At 72.4% G+C, this 18480-nt stretch carries 16 protein-coding genes; 11 read left to right on the top strand and 5 right to left on the bottom strand.

The features are described from left to right. Window positions 1-10 precede the first annotated feature (10 nt). On the top strand, window positions 11-1018 hold the full coding sequence (locus ABH937_RS01170) for a LacI family DNA-binding transcriptional regulator (protein WP_280689176.1): 1008 nt from the start codon (window positions 11-13) through the stop codon (window positions 1016-1018). Between the two features lie 184 nt (window positions 1019-1202). Here the strand turns inward: ABH937_RS01170 and ABH937_RS01165 are convergent, their stop codons facing one another. Together ABH937_RS01165 and ABH937_RS01160 are read right to left on the bottom strand one after the other, a co-directional pair. Further along, a complete protein-coding gene (locus tag ABH937_RS01165) occupies window positions 1203-2150 on the bottom strand; it encodes a hypothetical protein (protein ID WP_370216823.1) in 948 nt (315 codons plus the stop codon). A gap of 229 nt (window positions 2151-2379) precedes the next feature. Continuing rightward, window positions 2380-3309: a hypothetical protein gene (locus ABH937_RS01160; protein WP_370216822.1), complete on the bottom strand. Its 930-nt coding sequence runs from the start codon at window positions 3307-3309 to the stop codon at window positions 2380-2382. A gap of 157 nt (window positions 3310-3466) precedes the next feature. Between ABH937_RS01160 and ABH937_RS01155 the strand changes: the two genes are divergently transcribed. Together ABH937_RS01155 and ABH937_RS01150 are read left to right on the top strand one after the other, a co-directional pair. After that, complete coding sequence (locus tag ABH937_RS01155) at window positions 3467-4513, top strand: NAD(P)H-dependent flavin oxidoreductase (RefSeq protein ID WP_370216821.1); 1047 nt, start codon at window positions 3467-3469, stop codon at window positions 4511-4513. Window positions 4514-4824: 311 nt separating this feature from the next. Further along, complete coding sequence (locus ABH937_RS01150) at window positions 4825-5583, top strand: GNAT family N-acetyltransferase (RefSeq protein ID WP_370216820.1); 759 nt, start codon at window positions 4825-4827, stop codon at window positions 5581-5583. 154 nt (window positions 5584-5737) lie between these two features. On the opposite strand, the gene ABH937_RS01145 is transcribed toward ABH937_RS01150, so the two are convergent. Further along, window positions 5738-6154, bottom strand: coding sequence for a PPOX class F420-dependent oxidoreductase (locus tag ABH937_RS01145; RefSeq protein ID WP_280689269.1), 417 nt, complete (start codon window positions 6152-6154; stop codon window positions 5738-5740). Window positions 6155-6461: 307 nt separating this feature from the next. Here ABH937_RS01145 and ABH937_RS01140 point away from each other — a divergent pair, with 307 nt between their 5' ends. Then, the gene (locus tag ABH937_RS01140; RefSeq protein ID WP_370216818.1) at window positions 6462-7622 is read left to right on the top strand and encodes a hypothetical protein; all 1161 of its coding nucleotides are present in this window, start codon (window positions 6462-6464) and stop codon (window positions 7620-7622) included. A 36-nt stretch (window positions 7623-7658) separates the two neighbouring features. On the opposite strand, the gene ABH937_RS01135 is transcribed toward ABH937_RS01140, so the two are convergent. Then, window positions 7659-9104: an aminopeptidase P family protein gene (locus ABH937_RS01135; RefSeq protein ID WP_370216817.1), complete on the bottom strand. Its 1446-nt coding sequence runs from the start codon at window positions 9102-9104 to the stop codon at window positions 7659-7661. A gap of 309 nt (window positions 9105-9413) precedes the next feature. Here ABH937_RS01135 and ABH937_RS01130 point away from each other — a divergent pair, with 309 nt between their 5' ends. The 7 genes from ABH937_RS01130 to ABH937_RS01100 all read left to right on the top strand — a co-directional run bounded on the left by ABH937_RS01130 (window position 9414) and on the right by ABH937_RS01100 (window position 18122). Further along, on the top strand, window positions 9414-11147 hold the full coding sequence (locus ABH937_RS01130; protein ID WP_280689169.1) for an ABC transporter substrate-binding protein: 1734 nt from the start codon (window positions 9414-9416) through the stop codon (window positions 11145-11147). Window positions 11148-11163: 16 nt separating this feature from the next. Further along, complete coding sequence (locus ABH937_RS01125; protein ID WP_370216816.1) at window positions 11164-12114, top strand: ABC transporter permease; 951 nt, start codon at window positions 11164-11166, stop codon at window positions 12112-12114. Then, window positions 12111-13100 carry an ABC transporter permease gene (locus ABH937_RS01120; RefSeq protein WP_370216815.1) on the top strand — a complete coding sequence of 330 codons (990 nt, stop codon included), beginning with the start codon at window positions 12111-12113 and terminating at the stop codon, window positions 13098-13100. Before ABH937_RS01125 ends, ABH937_RS01120 begins: the two co-directional genes overlap by 4 nt. Next, window positions 13097-14095, top strand: a complete 999-nt coding sequence (locus ABH937_RS01115) for an ABC transporter ATP-binding protein (protein ID WP_370216814.1) — start codon at window positions 13097-13099, stop codon at window positions 14093-14095. The genes ABH937_RS01120 and ABH937_RS01115 overlap by 4 nt, the downstream gene beginning before the upstream one ends. Next, window positions 14089-15075 (top strand): ABC transporter ATP-binding protein, encoded by a 987-nt coding sequence (locus ABH937_RS01110; protein WP_280689165.1) that lies wholly within the window; start codon window positions 14089-14091, stop codon window positions 15073-15075. The genes ABH937_RS01115 and ABH937_RS01110 overlap by 7 nt, the downstream gene beginning before the upstream one ends. Window positions 15076-15151: 76 nt before the next feature. Then, entirely contained in the window at window positions 15152-16930 is a 1779-nt protein-coding gene (locus ABH937_RS01105) for a glycoside hydrolase family 36 protein (protein WP_370216813.1), read from the top strand. Between the two features lie 4 nt (window positions 16931-16934). Then, window positions 16935-18122, top strand: coding sequence for an aminotransferase class V-fold PLP-dependent enzyme (locus ABH937_RS01100; protein WP_370216812.1), 1188 nt, complete (start codon window positions 16935-16937; stop codon window positions 18120-18122). On the opposite strand, the gene ABH937_RS01095 is transcribed toward ABH937_RS01100, so the two are convergent. Continuing rightward, window positions 18091-18465 (bottom strand): hypothetical protein, encoded by a 375-nt coding sequence (locus tag ABH937_RS01095; protein WP_280689162.1) that lies wholly within the window; start codon window positions 18463-18465, stop codon window positions 18091-18093. The two genes, ABH937_RS01100 and ABH937_RS01095, sit on opposite strands and share 32 nt — an antisense overlap. Between the last annotated feature and the right edge of the window lie 15 nt (window positions 18466-18480).

Below are 18480 nucleotides of genomic sequence, written 5' to 3'. Positions count from 1 at the left end.
GCTGGTCGCCATGACACGACGACTTGCCGAGGTGGCCAAGAAGGTCGGGGTGAGTGAGGCGACGGTCAGCCGGGTGCTCAACGGCAAACCCGGCGTCTCCGAGCAGACCCGTGGCGCGGTGCTGACCGCCTTGGACGTGCTCGGCTACGAGCGTCCGACCCAGCTGCGCGGCGAACGCTCGCGGCTGGTCGGGCTGGTGCTGCCGGAGCTGCAGAACCCGATCTTCCCCGCCTTCGCCGAGGTGGTCAGCGGCGCGCTGGCGCAGCAGGGCTTCACCCCGGTGCTCTGCACGCAGACCGCGGGCGGCGTCTCCGAGGCCGACTACGTCGAACTGCTGCTCCAGCAGCAGGTATCGGGCGTGGTCTTCTTCGGTGGGCTCTACGCGCAGGCCGAATCCGTGCACGAGCACTACGAGTTGCTCTCCCAGCGAGGCCTGCCGACCGTGCTGATGAACGCCGCGATCCCGGAACTCGGCTTCCCGCAGGTCAGTTGCGACGACGCGGTGGCGGTCGAGCAGGCGGTCGGGCACCTGGTCTCGCTCGGGCACCGGCGGATCGGCCTGGTGCTCGGCCCGCCCGATCACATGCCCTCACGGCGCAAGCTGGCGGCCGCGGGGCCGGCCCTCGGCCGGGCCGGGCTGGAGCTCGGCGAGGCCGACGTCGAGCACGCGCTGTTCTCGCTGGAGGGCGGTCAGGCCGCCGCGGCGCGGCTGCTCGGGCGCGGCGTCACCGCCATCGTCTGCGCCTCCGACCCGCTGGCCCTGGGCGCCGTGCGGGCGGCTCGCCGCCGCGGGATGGACGTGCCGGGCGACGTGTCGATCGTCGGCTACGACGACTCGTCCTTCATGACCTGCACGGATCCGCCGCTGACCACGATCCGGCAACCCATCGAGGCGATGGGGCGCGCGGCGGTCGGGCTGCTGATCGGCGAGTTGGCCGGCGCCAAGGTCACCCACGACGAGCTGCTCTTCGAGCCGGAGCTGGTCGTGCGCGGCTCGACCGGACCGGCGCCCAAGTAGTGCTGCCGGGCTCGCCGTTCGGTCGGCTCTGCGCGCGATGAGGCGAGGTGCGATAGGGCGAGGCGAGGTGCGGTGAGGGCCGGACCCGGCACGGGTCCGGCCCTTCTGTGGGAACTGGTGGCCGGGTGGCCCGGCCTGACCGTACGTCAGGCCGGGCCACCCGGAGTGTGGGGCGGGGTGGCGGTCAGTGCTTGGCGGCCGTCGAGGTCACGCAGGCGTTGGCCGAGTTGGACCAGAGGCCCTGCAGGTCGAAGCTGCCGGTGCTCAGCTTGACGAAGGCGTCCATGTTCTCGCACTCGTCGCCGATTTCACCGTTGGTGCCGTTCCAGCCGATGCTGGGCCAGAAGTCGGTCACCGTCTCCGCGTACTCGTGCGTCTCGGTCGACTCGATGCCGGACAGCGCGCGGCCGTCGGTCAGCGTGGTGCAGCCGTCGACGCCGGTGTCCGGGACGTAGGGCATGTTGGTGTAGGCGATCTTGCCGTACGACGCCGAGGTGGTGAAGTCGTGCCAGGCGCAGAAGCCGCTGCTCGGGAAGCCGTCCGGGTGCATGCCGGTGTCGGAGAGGATCACGTACTGGGCGTTCAGGTTCGGCGCCTGGGTCTTGTTGCCGAAGTGCCCGGCGGCCTTGACCGCTTCGGCGACCAACTGGGCGGCGGTGGCGCTGGTCGGCTCGGCGGCCGCGTTGTCGAACCAGACGCCGGCCAGCGGGGAACTGGTCGGGTGCTGGACGTGGGTGCCCTTGGTGCCGCAGGTGCTGGTGCCCTTCGCGACGCCTTCGCAGTACTGGTCGAGGATGGTGCCCCAGGTGTCCTGGCTGCCGTAGAGGCCCTTGAACAGTGCCTGCATGTCGGGCGCCACTCCGGCCGGGTCGCTCTTCGACCACTGCGAACCCCAGAAGACCAGGTAGACCTTCGGAGTCGGCGAGACCACGCCCTGGGTGCCGTTGGAGTCGACCGACAGGGTGTTGGTGGAGGTCGCCGTCGCCGCCTGGGCGTGCGCGCCCGGGTGCAGCGGCTTGACGCCGAAGTGGCTGACGCCGGCCGAGGCCGGGCCCGCGAATCCGAGGGTGGCCGTGGCGAGTGCGGCGGCGCCGAGGGCGGCGCCGGCGGCGGCGAGGGAGCGGATGGGCATGGGGAGTCCTTCCCGAAGGTGGGGGTCGCGCGGGAATCGGAGGACCTACGTGGTGCCGCGCGCAACCCAACCAGCTGCTTCGCGAACCGTCCATACCTCGGACATGACAAGTCGACAGATTTTACGGAGACGTCATCGATCAGCGGGACGATCTGCTGACGAAACGGCCCACATCAGCAGAATCTGATGCGGGCCGTTCAGTGCCCCTGGGGGCGACTCGGTGGGTTGATCAGCAGACCGGGATCAGCACGGTCAGCGTGAACCGGTGCGGGGCCGGGTTGCCCGGCGCCAGCTGAGTGACCGTCACCGGGATGCTGGTCCCCGGCGTCGCGTGCGGGTCCACCTGGAGCGCGAAGCCCCGGTTGACGTTGGCCCAGGTGTTGAGCACGTCGTCGTCGCAGGTCGCCGTGGTGCCGTCGGCCGAGATCACGCACGGCCGGTAGTCGGGCGCGCTGCTCAGGAACTTCGAGCCGGCCGGCAGCGTCGCCACCACCTTGCCCGGCACCGGATAGCCGCTGGAGGGGCCGAGGTTGCGCTCCAGCACCTCGAAGTCGGCCGGGTTGCCGGGGGCGGCGGGCTTGGGGGGACGGACCAGTTCCAGCACCGCGTTGTTCACCGGGGCCGAGGTGTCGAAGCTCCAGGTGGTGGAGTTGTCGTTCGGGTTCTGGCTCGGGTCCCAGGTCACCACGGCGGTGCCGCCGGGGTAGCCGGCCGGCCCCGGCGTGGTGCTGATCGTGTTGGCGAAGATCGTGTCGGTCTCGCAGCTGGCCGGCTTCAGGTTCTGCGCGACCGGGAAGCGGGTCCAGTTCCAGCCGCCGTCGACCGGTCCCGACTGGAACGGGCCGGGGACCAGCGTGAGCCCCGGATTGGCCGGGCCGTTGACGACCAGCGTCGCGGAGGTGGGGGTCTCGGTGCCGTTGTTGCAGATGGTCACCAGCACCTTCCCGACCGCGCCGGGGGCGGTCGGGAAGGACGGCGGGCTGACCTGCACGCTGAGGTCCTTGGCGAACGTCGAGCGGTGGCCGGCGGCGGTGGTGGCGCCGCGCAGGGCCGGGCCGTGGCTCGCGCCGTGCAGTCGGGGGACGGCGGCGGCCGCGGCCGTCTGGGCGAGGGGGAGCGGCAGCAGCAGGGCAGCCGTGAGGAGGGCGGGGATCCGCATCGGGGTACTCCGGTGGGAGGGTGGTGGGTGAACGTCGTCGTTCGATCACGAAGTTATGCACGGCCGCCACGGGTCGGCCTGGGGAGTTACTCCGCTCGGCCCCAGGGCCTGTCGAAGGCGTCTCGGACGACGATCACTGCCGCCGTACAGTGGAGCCGTGTTCACTCTCGACGAGCTGGCCCTGCCGATCATCGCCGCCCCGATGGCCGGCGGCGCCTCCACCCCCGAACTGGTCGCCGCCGTGAACGCCGCCGGCGGGCTCGGCTACCTGGCCGCCGGCTACCGGACGGCGGCTGCCATGGCCGAGCAGATCGCCCGCACCCGCGAGTTGACGGACCGCCCGTTCGGCGTGAATCTCTTCGTGCCGACCGCCACCGACCCGGCCGAGCTCGCCGCGCTGCCCGCCTACCGTGCCGAACTGCTGCCCGAGGCCGAGCGCTGGGACGTCACGTTGCCCGAGCGGATCGCGCCGGACGACGAGGACTGGGCGGCCAAGATCGCCGCGCTGCTCGCCGACCCGGTCCCGGTGGTCTCCTACACCTTCGGCCTGCCGACTCGTCAGGAGGCGGGCGCGCTGCGGGCGGCCGGCACGGCTCAGGTGGCCACGGTGACCAGCGTGGCCGAGGCCCGGGCGGCGGCCGAACTGGGCATGGACGGGCTCTGCGTGCAGGGTCCCGAGGCCGGTGGGCACCGCGGCACGCACACCGTCAAGGCCGAGCGGGGCACCGAGCCGTTGCGCGACCTGCCCCTGCTCGACCTGCTGGCGCGGGTCCGGGTCACCGCCGACCTGCCGCTGATCGCGGCCGGCGGGCTCGGCGACGGCCCCCGGATCGCCGCGGCGCTCGCCACCGGCGCCGCCGCCGTCCAGCTCGGGACCGCCTACCTGCTCACCGACGAGGCCGGCACCTCCGCCCCGCACCGCGCCGCCCTCGCCGATCCCGCCTTCACCGAGACCGTCCGTACCCGCGCCTTCACCGGCCGGGTGGCCCGAGGCCTGCGGAACTCCTTCACCGACCGTCACGCCGACCAGGCCCCGCACGCCTACCCCGAGGTGCACCACCTCACCGCCCCGCTGCGCGCCGCGGCCACCGGGCGCGGGGACACGCAGACCATGCACCTGTGGGCCGGCACGGCGTTCCGCCAGGCGCGGCCCGGTGGCGCGGGGGAGCTGACGGCGCGGCTCTGGCGGGACGCGCGGCACTGATCGGTCGCGGGTGTGGTCGCAGCGATCGTCCCAACCCCTTGTGAACTCTCGATCTTCATGGAAGGGTTGGACCCGCTGTGCAGCACGCACACACATCAGACAGAGGATTGAAGTCCATGGTCTCGGCGCCCTTCAGTGGCCGCCGTCGGTACTGAGCGGTCTGCCTTCCCCGGCAGCATCGCCTCGATCGGTACCACGCCCGTCTTCGCACGGCGGCCCCACGTGCGGTGTTTTCGGCACCGCTTTCGACAAGCAGGCGCAGCTCAACGGAGCGCGCTTCACCATGTCATCAACGTGAGGTCATCATCATCGTGGACACCAATGTCCAGAGCTTTGCCGTCGCCAACCTCCGCCGCCGCCCCGTGGTCATCGAGACCGCAGGCTTCGTCGCGGGGTTCGACCCCAGCACCACCAGCCCGTTCATCAACTACGCGACGCCGCTGCCCGGCGCCGAGCCGACCGCGCGGGACGTCGCGGCGCTGATCGCGGCCTTCCGCGAACGTGGTCTCAAGCCGCGCCTGGAATTCGCCCCCGACGCCGCGCCGGCCGTGGAACCCGCCTTGCGCGCAGTCGGTTTCAGCACTGAGGCGGTGCACGAGTACCTGGTCTGCACCCCGGCCACGCTGGCCGTCCCGCCGGCCGGTCCAGGCGCGCCCTTGGTGGAGACCCCGGCCACCGACGAGGACTACACCGCGGTCGACGCCGCCCTGTCCGAGGCCTTCGCCGGCGAGTTCACCTCCTCACCCGAGGGCGCGGCCCGCCTGCGCCGCACCCAGGAGATGGGCGGCGCGGTCCGCTTCGTCCGTTCCCCCGACGGCGGTTGCGCGGGTGGCGCGATGACCTCCGCACCGGCTGTCGGCACCTCGGAACTCGCCGGAGTCGGCACCCGCCCCGCCTACCGTGGTCGGGGCATCGCCGCCCGCGTCACGGCTGCCCTGGCCGAGACGATGTTCGCGGCCGGGGCGGAGTCGGTGTGGCTGGAGTACTCGGGCGAGGGCTCGCAGCGCGTGTACGAGCGGGTCGGGTTCCGGCCGCAGGGGACGCGGCTGTACATCTCGTTGGAGGGCTGAACCGTGGGTGGGGCCGCCGAGCGCGATCGGCGGCCCCACCCACGGTCACCTCGCCGGGGGAACGTGGGCCGCTTTCACCGTGGCGGTCGCCGCCGGGGCGTTCGGGCAGGGGTAGCGGGGCGCGAGGCCGGGCGGCCTCCGGTTCCTGGCGGCCTCAGTCGGCCACGCCCGCCTGGGCGTTGACCCGCTCGATCCGCACCCGCACCACCAGCTCACCCGGCACGCCGTTGCGCGCGCCGTACTCCTCGGCGCGGTCCTCGCCCATGTAGCGGGCGGCGATCCTGGTCGCCCAGGAACGCAACTCGGGCAGCTCCTCGCTCAGTTCCGCGCGGCCCTCGATGAGCACGAAGGCGAAGGGCGGCTGCTCGTCGTCCACACAGATCGCCACCCGGGGGTCGCGGGCGAGGTTGCGACCCTTGACGGTGGAGCGGCCGGTGTTGAAGACGATCTCGTCCCCGTCGAGCAGGAACCAGATCGGCGCCACGTGCGGGCGCCCGTCGGCCCGCACGGTGGAGAGCTTGGCGGTGCGGGTGCCGGAGCTGAGGAAGGCGCGCCAGGCGTCCTCGGTCATGATCGTCATGGGGCCATCCTGACGGAACGCCGAGCGCGCGGGCCAGCGGACGCGCGGCGCGCGGCGATCAAGGCCCGTGCAGGAACCAGCGGACGGCATCCGCTGGTTCCTGCACGACCGGTGAGGTCGAGCCCCCTCAGAACGAGCGCATGGTGGGACTGACCGATCCCACCGGGTGATTGGGACCTTCGGGTTCATCCGGCGAGGCCACACCTTCCAGGCGTTCGGCGTAGTGCCCGCTGCCGTTCGGCGGAACTCCTCGGCGTCCGGTCGAGTCCGGTCGGGGCTGGACCGTACCGTCGCGTCCATGACCGACTACGTGCTCGATCCGCACCCCGGGCTGTCCGCGGCGGAGCGGGCCTCGCTGGCCCGGGTGCGCCGCTGGGCGAGGGAGGTGGCGCCGCCGTTGCTGCTCTACGGTGTGGTCTGCGCGCTTCAGCTCGGGCTGCTCGCCGTGCTGCGCCGGCCGGGTTCGGCGCCGCTGGGGCGGCTGTTGCTCGGCGGGGACGGGCGGTTGGTGCTGGCGGTGGCCGAGCACGGGTATCCGGCGGCCGGGGCGCCGCGTGACGCGGGTGAGTTGGCTGTCTTTCCGCTCTACCCGGCGCTGGTCCGGCTCGTCCACCTGGTGACCGCCTTGAGTTTCGGGGACGCGGCGCTGCTGGTCTCGCGCGCCGCGGGGGCGCTGGCCGCGGTGCTGCTCTACCGGCTGGTCGAGCGGCTGTACGACCGGTGGACCGGGCTCTTCCTGCTGGCCCTGGTGCTGGCGCAGCCGCTGGCGGTGGTGCTCGGGATGGCCTCCAGCGAGGCGGTGTTCCTGGCCTGTGCGGTGGGTGCGTTGCTTGCCGCGCATCGGGGTCGGTGGGGCGCGGCGGGACTCCTCGGGGTGCTGGCGGGGCTGACTCGGCCCGGCGGGCTCGCGGTCGGGTTGGCGCTCGGGTTGGCAGCTGTTTTGACGGTGCGTCAGGGCTGGTCGTGGCGACCGCTGCTCGCCGCGCTGCTCGCCTGCTGCGCCACCCCGGGGTACCTGCTCTGGGTGGGGCTGCGCACCGGGCGGCCCGACGGCTGGTTCCGGATCCAGCGGGCCGGCTGGGGTGCCGAGTTGGACTGGGGGGCGCACAGCTGGGACTACGTCACCGACCAACTGGCGGGCGGCACCGGGTGGGTGGACGTCAGCGTCGCGTTGCTGGTGGTCGCGGCGTTGGGCGGCTGCCTGCTCGCGCTGCTGCGCCGGCCGTGGCCGCCGCTCGCGCTCTACGGGGTGCTGGTGACCGGGCTGGCGCTCGGCCAGAGCGAGTTCGCCGCGTGCAAGCCGCGGCTGCTGGTCCCGGGGCTGCTCTTCCTGCTGCCCGCCGCGGTCGCCCTGGCCAAGGCCCGCCCGCGCGTGGCCTGGGCGGTCGCGGGGGCGGTGCTGCTGGTGGGGAGCTGGTACGGGGCGTACCTGCTGACGTCCTGGCAGTCAGTGATCTGACGAGGCGTCAGGGAGAGCCGGCCAGCGCCCCTCCCGTCACCCCAGCAGCTCTCCCATCCACGTCTCGATCCCGGCCACCGTGCGCGGCAGCCCGTTGGACAGCAGGCGCGCCCCGTCCTCGGTGATCACCAGGTCGTCCTCGATCCGCACCCCGATCCCGCGCAGCTCGGCCGGCAGCGTCAGGTCGTCGCGCTGCAGGTAGAGGCCGGGTTCGACGGTCAGCACCTGGCCGGCCTCCAACACCCCGTCCAGGTAGGTCTCGGCGCGGGCCTTGGCGCAGTCGTGCTCGTCCAGGCCCAGCATGTGGCCGCTGCTGCAGAGCGTGTAGCGCCGGTAGAGCCCGCTGTCGGGGCGCAGCGCCTCCTCCGCGGAGATCCGCAGCACGCCCCAGTCGGCCAGCCCCTCGGCGAGTACCACCATGGCCGCCTCGTGGAAGTCGCGGTAGCGCGCGCCGGGGCGCAGCGCGTCGATGCCCGCCTGCTGGGCTGCCAGCACCAGCTCGTAGACCTGGCGTTGGACCGGCGTGAAGGTGCCGCCGAGCGGCAGGGTGCGGGTGATGTCGGCGGTGTAGAGGGTGTCGGTCTCCACGCCGGCGTCCAGCAGCAGCAGTTGGCTCGGGTCGAGGGGGCCGTCGTTGCGGATCCAGTGCAGCACACCGGCGTGCGCGCCGGAGGCGACGATGGTCTCGTAGCCGATCCCGTTGCCCTCGGCCCTGGCCCGCAGGTTGAAGACGCCCTCGATCCACCGCTCGCCGCGCCGGTGGCGCAGCGCGGCGGGCAGCGCGCGCACCACGTCCTCGAAGGCCAGCGTGGTGTAGTCGACGGCCAGTTGCATCTGCTCGACCTCCCAGGCGTTCTTGACCAGACGCAACTCGCCGAGCACAGTGGCGAGTTCGGCATTCCCGTCGCCCTCGACCAGGGAGTCGACCACCGGGTCGACGCCGCCCAGCACCCGGACGACCCCGTGCCGGTCGCCCAGCACCTTCTCCAGGGCGTCCGCGTGCTCGGTCCGCAGGCCGGTCAGCTGCGCCGCTTCGGCCAGGTCGGGGCGCCGCCCGGTCCAGAACTCGCCGTACCGGCGGTCGCGGTAGAACTCGTCGCTGACCCCGTCCCGTGCGGCGCGCGGCCGCAGGTAGAGCACCGGTTCGTGGCCGTCGCCGCCGTCCGGCTCCAGCACCAGCACGTTGCCGACCTGCTCCTCGCCGGTCAGGCCGGTCAGCCAGGCGAAGGCGCTGTGCGGGCGGAAGCGGTAATCGACGTCGTTGGTGCGCACCTTGAGCTGCCCGGCCGGCACGATCAGCCGCTCGCCGGGGAAGGCCGCGGAGAGTCTGGCCCGGCGGGCCGGCATCATCCGGTAGCCGGGCACCCGCGCCGAGGCGGGCAGCGGGGTGGCGGCCCAGGAGGCGCCCATGAAGGCGGCGAGGGCGGGCGAGATGGGCTGGTCGTGGCTCCCGGTGTTGGCGGAGGGGATCGGACGGGTCACGGGCGGGCTCCTTCGACGGCCTGAGGGCGGTGCGGGTCGAGCTGCGGGGTGCGCTGCGGTCGGCCCGCAGCACAGCGGCGGGGCTGCGGGGCGGTGCTGCGACGGGGGTTGAGCTGCGCTGATCTCGTTGCGCTGACCGGAGATTGACGCCCCGTTCGGACACAGCTGGATAACGGGATGGTCGATCTCTTGCCTGTGCAATTTCACATTACTATGTTACTCGTCACACCTCGGACGAGGCCAGCCCCCAGCGCCCCGGCCCCCAACGCGCCGCCCACACCACGCGCCAGAACCCTTTGCGGAGAGCACATGACCAGGCGTACCCACGCCGCCCTCGCGGCAGCGATCGCGGCGACACTCACCCTCGGCCTCGGGGCCTGTTCGAGCACCGGGAGCGGCTCCGGCGCGGACGAGAAGAGCCTGACCACCGCGGGCGACGGCATCATCGGCGGCACTCCGGTCAAGGGCGGCACCCTGCACGTGCTGGCCGACCAGGACTTCTCCGACCTCGACCCGACCCGCAACTGGGTCGAGCCGGAGATGGACTTCGGCATCCGCACCCTCTACCGCACGCTGACCACCTTCAAGGCCGAGCCGGGCTCGGGCGGCCTGCAGATCGCCCCGGACCTGGCCACCGACCTGGGCGAGCCGAGCGACGGCGACAAGACCTGGACCTTCCACCTCAAGGACGGCCTCAAGTACGAGGACGGCTCACCGATCGTCGCCGACGACATCAAGTACAACGTCGAGCGCTCCTTCTCGCCCGACCTGCCCGGCGGCCCGGACTACGCCAAGACGTACCTGAACGCGCCGGCCGACTACCAGGGCCCGCTGAAGGGGCAGCGCCTGGGCCCCTCGGCGATCGAGGTGCCGGACGCCAAGACGATCGTCTTCCACCTCAAGCGCCCGGTCGCCGAGTTCGGCTACACCGTCACGCTGCCCACCTTCGCGCCGGTGCCGATCGCCAAGGACACCGGCGCCAACTACGCCAACCACCCGTTCTCCTCGGGGCCTTACAAGATCCAGAGCTATGACCGGGGCAAGCAGCTGGTGCTGGTGCGCAACTCGTACTGGGACCAGTCCACCGACCCGGTCCGCAAGGCCTACCCCGACAAGATCGTGGTGGACCAGACGCTCAGCCCCACCAACGTCGCCGACCGGATGATCGCCAACCAGGGCGACGACCAGAACGCCATCGCCTACGCCGACCTCGACCCCTCCAAGGTCGGCAGCGTGGTCACCGACCCGACCGTCAAGGCCCGGCTGGTCAGCGAGAACTCCAACTGCGACGCGCTGCTGGACATGGACACCAGCAAGCCGCCGTTCGACAACCAGAACCTGCGCCTGGCGGTCGAGTACGCGGTGGACAAGGGCGCGTACCAGGCGGCCGTCGGCGGCCCTGCGCTGGCCGACATCGCCACCACCTACCTGCCGCCGGAGCTCACCGGCGGTTCCTCGGTGGACCAGCTCAAGATCCCGGTGAACGGCGATGTCGACAAGGCCAAGCAGTACCTGGCGGCCGGCGGCGCCCCGAACGGCTTCTCCACCACCCTCACCGTCGCCAGCAGCCAGGAGCAGCGCGCCGAGTCGCTGCAGGCCTCGCTCAAGCGGGTCGGCATCAACGTCACCATCAACGCGGTGGACGCCTCGGTCGCCTACTCGGTGGAGGGCAGCAAGACCACCCAGACCGGTCTCTCGCTGGCCGGTTGGTGCCCCGACTACCCGTCGGCCAGCACCTTCCTGCCGATGATGTTCGACAGCCGGATCATCACCGACACCGGCAACCAGGGCAACATCACCCGGTTCAAGGACCCGGCGGTGGACGCCGAGATGGACCGGATCGCCGGCCTGACCGACGTCGCCGCGGCCAACCAGGCCTGGCTGGCGCTGGACGCCAAGATCATGGGCGAGGCGCCGGCCGTCCCGCTCACCTGGCAGAAGAAGCCGCTGCTGGTCGGCTCCAACATCGCCGGGGCGTTCGGCGCGCCGGTCTGGTCGGCGCAGATCGACTACGCCACCGTCGGCCTCAAGTCGCTGAAGTGATACGGGGATCCCACGGATGACCGCTGTACTCCAGACCGGCGAACCGGTCGAACTGACGGAGAGTCAGGAGCGACTCTCACCCTGGACGTTGACCTGGCGCCGGCTGCGCCGCGACAAGGCGGCGCTGTTCGGCCTGGGCCTGATCGCCTTCTTCGTGCTGGCCGCGCTGCTGGCCCCGGTGCTCACCGGGATCAGCGGCCACGGGCCGGCCGACACCGACGGAAAGGCCATCGACCCCTATCTCGGCGGGCTGCCGCGCGGCAGCCTGGGCGGGATGAGCCCCTCGCACTGGCTCGGCGTCGAGCCGATGCTGGGCCGGGACATCTTCGCCCGGCTGCTCTACGGGGCCCAGGTCAGCCTGCTGGTGGCGTTCAGCGCCGCCGTGCTGATCACCGCGATCGGCGTGCTGCTCGGCAGCCTGGCCGGCTACTTCGGCGGCCGGGTGGACGCGGTGATCAGCCGGTTCATGGACGTCATGATGTCCTTCCCGAGCCTGATCTTCATGATCGCGCTGCTCTCGGTGGTGAAGGACGCCAACCGGGTGCTGCTGCTGATCCTGGTGATGACCCTCTTCACCTGGCCCTACATCGCCCGGGTGATCCGCGGTCAGACCATCTCGCTGCGCCACCGCGAGTACATCGAGGCGGCCCGGGCCAGCGGCACCGGCAGCGTCCGGATCCTGCTCACCGAGATCCTGCCCAACCTGACCGGGACCATCATCGTCTACCTGACGCTGGCCATCCCGAACCTGATCGGCGCCGAGGCCGGCCTGACCTACCTGGGCGTCGGGGTCCGCCCGCCCACCCCGTCCTGGGGACAGATGATCTCCGACTCGGTGCTCTACTACAAGGTCGACCCGATGTTCTTCGTGCTGCCCTGCGCCTGCCTCTTCCTGCTGGTGCTGACCTTCACCCTGCTCGGCGACGCGCTGCGCGACGCCCTGGACCCGAAGGGCGGGCGCGGATGATCGGCTACCTGGTCCGCCGGCTGCTCGGCATCGCCGGCACCCTGCTGGTGATCTGCGCGATCACCTTCGTCATCTTCTACCTGCTGCCCACCGACCCCGCGGTGATGTTCTGCGGCAAGGACTGCCCGCCCGACCGGGTCGCCCAGGTGCGCCAGCAGATGGGCCTGAACGCCCCGTTGGTCGTGCAGTTCGCCCGCTACGTGCTGGCCATCTTCGCCGGCCGCACCATGGGCACCGGGCAGTACGCGGTGCACTGCGGCTTCCCCTGCTTCGGGTACTCCTTCCAGAGCGGCGCCCCGGTCTGGGACCTGATCATGAACCGGCTGCCGACCAGCGTCTCGCTGGCGATCGGCGCGGCCGTGGTCTGGGTGCTGCTGGGCCTGGGCGTCGGCGTGGTCTCCGCGCTGCGCAAGAACAGTTGGGTCGACCGCACGCTGATGGTCGCCACCATCGGCGCGGCCGCGGTGCCGGTCTACTTCACCGCGATGATCCTGCTCTACGTGGTGGTCGTGCTGCTCGGCTGGCTGCCCTTCCCGAGCTACGTCGCCTTCACCTCGGACCCGGTGGGCTGGGTGCAGAACCTGATCCTGCCGTGGATCACCCTGGCGCTGGCCACCGCGGCCATGTACGCCCGGATGACCCGCAGTTCGGTGATCGAGACGCTCGCCGAACCCTTCGTGCGCACCGCCCGGGCCAAGGGCCTGCGCGAGCGCAAGGTGGTCGGCAAGCACGGGCTGCGCCCGGCGCTGACGGCGGTGGCCACCATGCTCGGCATGGACCTGGGCTCGCTGCTGGCCGGCGCGATGATCACCGAGTCGCTGTTCAGCCTGCCGGGCGTCGGCAAGCTCTTCGCCGACTCCCTGCACAAGGCGGACCAGCCGGTGGTGATGGGCATCACGTTGCTGGCCTCCTTCTTCATCGTCACCTCCAACCTGGTCGTGGACCTGCTCTACGCCTGGATCGACCCGAGAGCGAGGCTTTCGTGACGCTGCTTCAGGTCCGCGACCTCGCGGTCGAGTTCAGCACCGCCGAGGGGCTGGTCCGGGCGGTCAAGGGCGTCGACTTCGACGTCGAGCGCGGCCGCACCCTGGGGATCGTCGGCGAGTCGGGTTCGGGCAAGTCGGTCACCTCGCTGGCCGTGATGGGCCTGCACCGTGGGGCCGAGGTCACCGGCTCGGTCGACTTCGACGGCACCGAGCTGATCGGGGCGCCCGACGAGACGGTGCGCCGGCTGCGCGGGCGGCGGATGGCGATGATCTTCCAGGACGCGCTCACCGCGCTGCACCCGTACTTCACCATCGGCGACCAGATCGCCGAGGCGCACCGGGAGCACTTCGGCTCCAGCCGCAGGACGGCCTGGGCCCGTGCCGTGGAGGTGCTCGGCGACGTCGGGATCCCCGAGCCGGCCCGCCGGGCGGGGGAGTACCCGCACCAGTTCTCCGGCGGCATGCGCCAGCGCGCGATGATCGCGCTCGCGCTCTCCTGCGAGCCCGAGCTGATCATCGCCGACGAGCCGACCACCGCGCTGGACGTCACGGTCCAGGCCCAGGTGCTCGACCTGCTGATGAAGCTCAAGGAGGAGCGGGGACTGGGCATCATCATGATCACCCACGACCTCGGGGTGATCGCCCGGGTGGCCGACGACGTGCTGGTGATGTACGGCGGCTCGGCCGTCGAACAGGCGGACGCCGACGCGCTCTTCACCGCGCCCCGGCACCCGTACACCCGCGGCCTGCTGGACTCGCTGCCGCGCCTGGACGCCGGCGGTGCGCAGGGAGAGGAGACGGCGCTGCGGGCCATTCCCGGCTCGCCGCCCTCGCTGCTCTCGCCGCCGGCCGGCTGCGCGTTCCACCCGCGCTGCCCGCTCTACGCGGCCGCCCCGCAGGCCGCCTGTACCGACGCCCGGCCCCCGCTGGTCCAGGTCGCCCCCAGCGGGCACCGCAGCGCCTGTGTCCACCCGGAGGTGGCATCCCCATGCTGACGGATTCGGTGCTCACCGTACGGGAGTTGCAGATGACCTTCCCGGGCGGCCGGGAGGGGCTGCGCAGGCGGCCCGGGGTCAAGGCGGTGGACGGGCTCAGCTTCGACGTGCGGGCCGGCGAGACGCTCGGTCTGGTCGGCGAGTCCGGCTGCGGCAAGTCCACCACCGGGCGGATGCTGGTGCGGCTGCTCGACCCGACGGGCGGGCGGGTGGAGTTCCAGGGCCAGGACATCACCCGGCTCGGGCAGCGCGAACTGCGCCCGCTGCGCAGCAGGTTGCAGATCATCTTCCAGGACCCGTTCGCCTCGCTGAACCCGCGGCAGACGGTCCAGCAGATCATCGCGGCGCCGCTGCGGGCCCAGGGCGTGGCGACGGCGGAGATCCGGCGCGAAGTGCGGGACCTGGTACGGCTGGTGGGCCTGGCGCCGGAGCATCTGGAGCGCTATCCCTACCAGTTCTCCGGCGGCCAGGCCCAGCGGATCGGGATCGCCCGGGCGCTGGCCACCCGGCCCGCGCTGGTGGTCGCCGACGAGCCGGTCTCGGCGCTGGACGTCTCGATCCAGGCGCAGATCGTCGGCCTGCTGGAGCGGCTGCAGCGCGAGTTGGGGGTGGCGTACCTGTTCATCGCCCACGACCTGGCGGTGGTCAAGCACATCAGCCACCGGGTCGCGGTGATGTACCTGGGCCGGATCGTCGAGATCGGCGACAAGGCCCAGGTGTACGGCGACCCCGCGCACCCGTACACCAAGGCGCTGCTCTCCGCGGTGCCGCTGCCGGACCCGGCGGCCGAGCGGGCCAGGGAGCGGATCGTGCTGCTCGGCGACCCGCCGAGCCCGGCCAACCCGCCCAGCGGCTGCACCTTCCACCCGCGCTGCCCGCAGGCGCAGCAGATCTGCCGGACCGAGGCGCCGTTGCTGCAGATCGCGGGACCGGGCCGCCGGGAAGTGGCCTGCCACTTCCCGCAGAACGCGGCTCACTAGACCCCCGGTCGGGCGGGGCGGGGAACCCATTGAGGGCCTCGTCCGACCGGGATCCACTTTCGAAAGGCGAGTATCTGTGTCTCCGCTGAACTGGGACGGCAGCGCGCCGAGCTCGGGGCTGACCGAGAGCGTGCGAGAACTGGACACCGGCGTACCGGGGTTGCGGCTGCGGGTGACCGCGATCGGGGCGGCGGGTGTCGAGGCGCGGGTGCGTGGCGGCGATCAGCGGCTGCTGCTGGTGGAGGCCGAACCCCTCGGCGAGCGGCCCGCCCGGGTGCGGGTCGAGTGGCGGCTGCCGTGCGCGGGCGCCACCGGCCTGTGGCGCCCGCACACGGACTCCCGCTGGCTGCCGCCCTCCTGGAGCAAGCCCCGGGTGGCCGACCTGGCCGCCGGGGTGCCGATCGGCAGCCTGCTCGGCGCCGGCGACACGGCGTTGTGCACCTTCGCGGTCGGTGAGCTGCTGCGGCCGGTGACCATCGGCGAGGGGGCGGTGGAGGAGACCGGCGAGTTCGTCTGGTGGGTGGAGCACCAGGTGGACCGCGAACCACTGTCCCTGCGGCTTGATCTGACGGGACGTCATTTCGCCGAGACCATCGCCGAGATGGTCGCCTGGTGGGGCACCGGTGCGCAACCGGCGGTGCCCGACGGCGCTTTCGAGCCGGTCTTCTGCACCTGGTACGTCCGCCACCTGGAGATCACGGCCGCCGAGGTCGAGCGGCTGGCCGCGCTCGCGGTGCCGCTGGGCTTCGGCGCGCTGATCGTCGACGACGGCTGGCAGACCGAGGAGACCACCCGCTCCTACGCCACCACCGGCGACTGGCAGCCCGCGCAGGGCCCGTTCCCGGACTTCGCCGACCATGTGGCCCGGGTGCGCGCGCTGGGCCTGGCCTACCTGCTCTGGGTCGCGCTGCCCTTCGCGGGCGACCGCAGCGCCGCCGGCATGCGGTTCGCCGACCGGCGGCTCGCCCACCTGGAGGAGTTGGAGACCTCGGTCCTCGACCCGGCCGACCCCGAGGTGCGCGAGCACCTGATCGAGCGGCTCGCGGCGCTGGTGGAGGAGTACGGCGCGGACGGGCTGAAGATCGACTTCATCGACACCTTCGCCCGGCACGCCACCGACCGGCAGGCGGTCGCCGAGGGCCTGCGGGCGTTGCTGACCGGGCTGGACGAGCGCCTGCGTCCGCAGCGCCCCGAGCTGCTGATCGAGCACCGGCAGCCGTACGTGGGACCGGGGTTGTGGCCGTACGCCACCATGGTGCGGGCCACCGACTGCCCGCACAACGCGGTGGAGAACCGGGCCCGCACCGCCGACCTGCGGCTCACCGCCGGGCCGCTGGCCGTGCACGCCGACCCGCTCACCTGGCACCCGGACGAGCGGCCGGTGGAGATCGCGGTGCTGCTCCAGTCGGTGCTCTTCGCCACCGCCCAGGTCTCGGTGGACCTGGGCACCCAGGATGCCGGGCAACTGGCGGTGCTGCGGTTCTGGTTGGCGGTGATGCGCGAGCACGTGGGGCTGCTGCAGCGCGGCGCGTTCCGGCCGCACCGGCCCGAGTCGGGCTATCCGCTGCTGGAGTCCCGGCAGGGCGCCGGGCTGGCCTTCGGGCGGTACGCACCGGTGCCGATCACCGTCACCGGTGCCTTCGAGCTGCTGCTGGTGGCCAACGCCGACCCCGATCCGCTGGTCCGGCTGGCGTTCGATCGCTCGCCGGGCCCGCTGTGCCTGCTGGTGCGCGACTGCGCGGGCGCCACCGTGGCGGACACGACGGTCACCGTGGCAGGGCAGGAGTTGGCGGTCACGGTGCCGCGCGGCGGGTTGCTGACCCTTGCGCCGGCCGACCGGCTTGGTCAAGGGTGATCCCGTGACAGCCGACGTGTCCGCAGCGGACGCCCCCGCCCCCATCCCCGGTGCCGCCGAGCTGTTCGCGCTCGACCCGGCCCTCGCGCACCTCAACCACGGCTCCTACGGTGCCGTCCCGATCCCGGTGCGCGAGGCCCAGGAGGTGTTCCGGGCCGAGCAGGAGGCCGACCCGGACGGCTTCTTCCTCGCCCTGCCCGAGCGGGTCGCGGCCGCCCGCACCGCGATCGCCCCGGTGCTGGGCGCGGATCCGGCCGGGCTGGCGCTGCTCAGCAACGTGACCGAGGCGGTCGCGGTGGCGCTGGACAGCGTTCCGTTCCAGCCCGGCGACGAGATCCTGGTGACCGACCACGGCTACGGCGTGGTCACCCGGGCCGCCGAGCGCCGGGCGGCCGAGTGCGGCGCCACCGTCCGGGTGGCCCGGCTGGCGCTGGACGAGGCGGACCCGGCCCGCGCCGTGCTCGATGCCGTCACCGAGCGGACCAGGGTCGCGCTGCTGGACCGGATCACCTCGCCCACGGCCCGCGAGATCGCCACCCCGGCGCTGCTGCGGGCGCTCGCCGAGCGCGGGGTGCTGACCATGGTCGACGCCGCGCACGCGCCTGGCATGCTGGCTCCCGACCCGGAAGTCGGTTGGCCCGATTTCTGGTTCGGCAACCTGCACAAGTGGGCCTTCGCGCCCCGCCCCACCGCCGTCCTCGCGGTCAGCGAGGCCTGGCGCGAGCGGGTCCGCCCACTCACCTACTCCTGGGAACACGAGCGCGGCTTCCCGTCCAACGTCGAGTGGCGTGGCACCGCCGACTACACCGGCTGGCTGGCCGCCCCTGCCGCGCTGCGGGTGCTGGACGAGCTCGGCGTCGAACGGGTGCGCGAGCACAACGCGCGGCTGGCGGCCCACGGTCAGCACCTGCTCACCGAGTTGGCCGGCCTGCCGCCGCTGCCCGGCTCCGATCGGCTGGCGATGCGGGCGGTGCGGCTGCCCGCCGGAGTGGCCGAGGACGAGGCCGGCGTGCGGGCGCTGATGGGCGCCGTCCGGGACGAGCTCGGTGCGCGCGTCGCGGTGCGGCCGTGGGCGGGCGGCGGGGTGCTGCGGATCAGCGCGCAGGTCTACAACCGGGCCGAGGAGTACGAGAAGCTCGCGGCCGGCCTGGCCGGGCTGCTCAGATCTCCAGGCCGGCCTCGATCAGCTTGAGCTGGTGGCGGGCCATCGCGAGGTTGGAGCGGCTGCGGGCGAGCGCGAGGTAGAGGAAGAGCCCGCGGCCGCCCGGCCGGGTCAGCGGCCGGATCAGGTGGTACTGGTTGGTCAGCGAGATGAGGATGTCCTCGATCTCGTTGTCGTGCAGATTGAGCATCTCCATGGTGCGCATCTTGGCCCGCACCACATCGGTGTTGCCGGCCGCCGCCACGTTCAGGTCCAGCTCGGGGCTGTCGCCCAGCGCGCCGAGCGCCATCCCGCTGCCGTAGTCGACCAGCGCGACGCCGATCGCGCCCTCGATGCTGATCGCTTCCTTGAGCGAGGTGTCCACGTTCGCCATGTCTGCGCCCCTCCA

Origin of the sequence: Kitasatospora sp. GAS1066B (genome assembly GCF_041262605.1) — a bacterium.
GTDB lineage: Bacteria > Actinomycetota > Actinomycetes > Streptomycetales > Streptomycetaceae > Kitasatospora.
This window is presented reverse-complemented; position numbering and strand designations above follow the sequence as displayed.

Bases quoted from the DNA above. Each gene is read 5' to 3' on its own strand.
- ABH937_RS01170 (WP_280689176.1), top strand. From the start codon at position 11: ATGACACGACGACTTGCCGAGGTGGCCAAGAAGGTCGGGGTGAGTGAG.
- ABH937_RS01165 (WP_370216823.1), bottom strand. From the start codon at position 2,150: ATGCCCATCCGCTCCCTCGCCGCCGCCGGCGCCGCCCTCGGCGCCGCC.
- ABH937_RS01160 (WP_370216822.1), bottom strand. From the start codon at position 3,309: ATGCGGATCCCCGCCCTCCTCACGGCTGCCCTGCTGCTGCCGCTCCCC.
- ABH937_RS01145 (WP_280689269.1), bottom strand. From the start codon at position 6,154: ATGACCGAGGACGCCTGGCGCGCCTTCCTCAGCTCCGGCACCCGCACC.
- ABH937_RS01140 (WP_370216818.1), top strand. From the start codon at position 6,462: ATGACCGACTACGTGCTCGATCCGCACCCCGGGCTGTCCGCGGCGGAG.
- ABH937_RS01130 (WP_280689169.1), top strand. From the start codon at position 9,414: ATGACCAGGCGTACCCACGCCGCCCTCGCGGCAGCGATCGCGGCGACA.
- ABH937_RS01125 (WP_370216816.1), top strand. From the start codon at position 11,164: ATGACCGCTGTACTCCAGACCGGCGAACCGGTCGAACTGACGGAGAGT.
- ABH937_RS01120 (WP_370216815.1), top strand. From the start codon at position 12,111: ATGATCGGCTACCTGGTCCGCCGGCTGCTCGGCATCGCCGGCACCCTG.
- ABH937_RS01110 (WP_280689165.1), top strand. From the start codon at position 14,089: ATGCTGACGGATTCGGTGCTCACCGTACGGGAGTTGCAGATGACCTTC.
- ABH937_RS01095 (WP_280689162.1), bottom strand. From the start codon at position 18,465: ATGGCGAACGTGGACACCTCGCTCAAGGAAGCGATCAGCATCGAGGGC.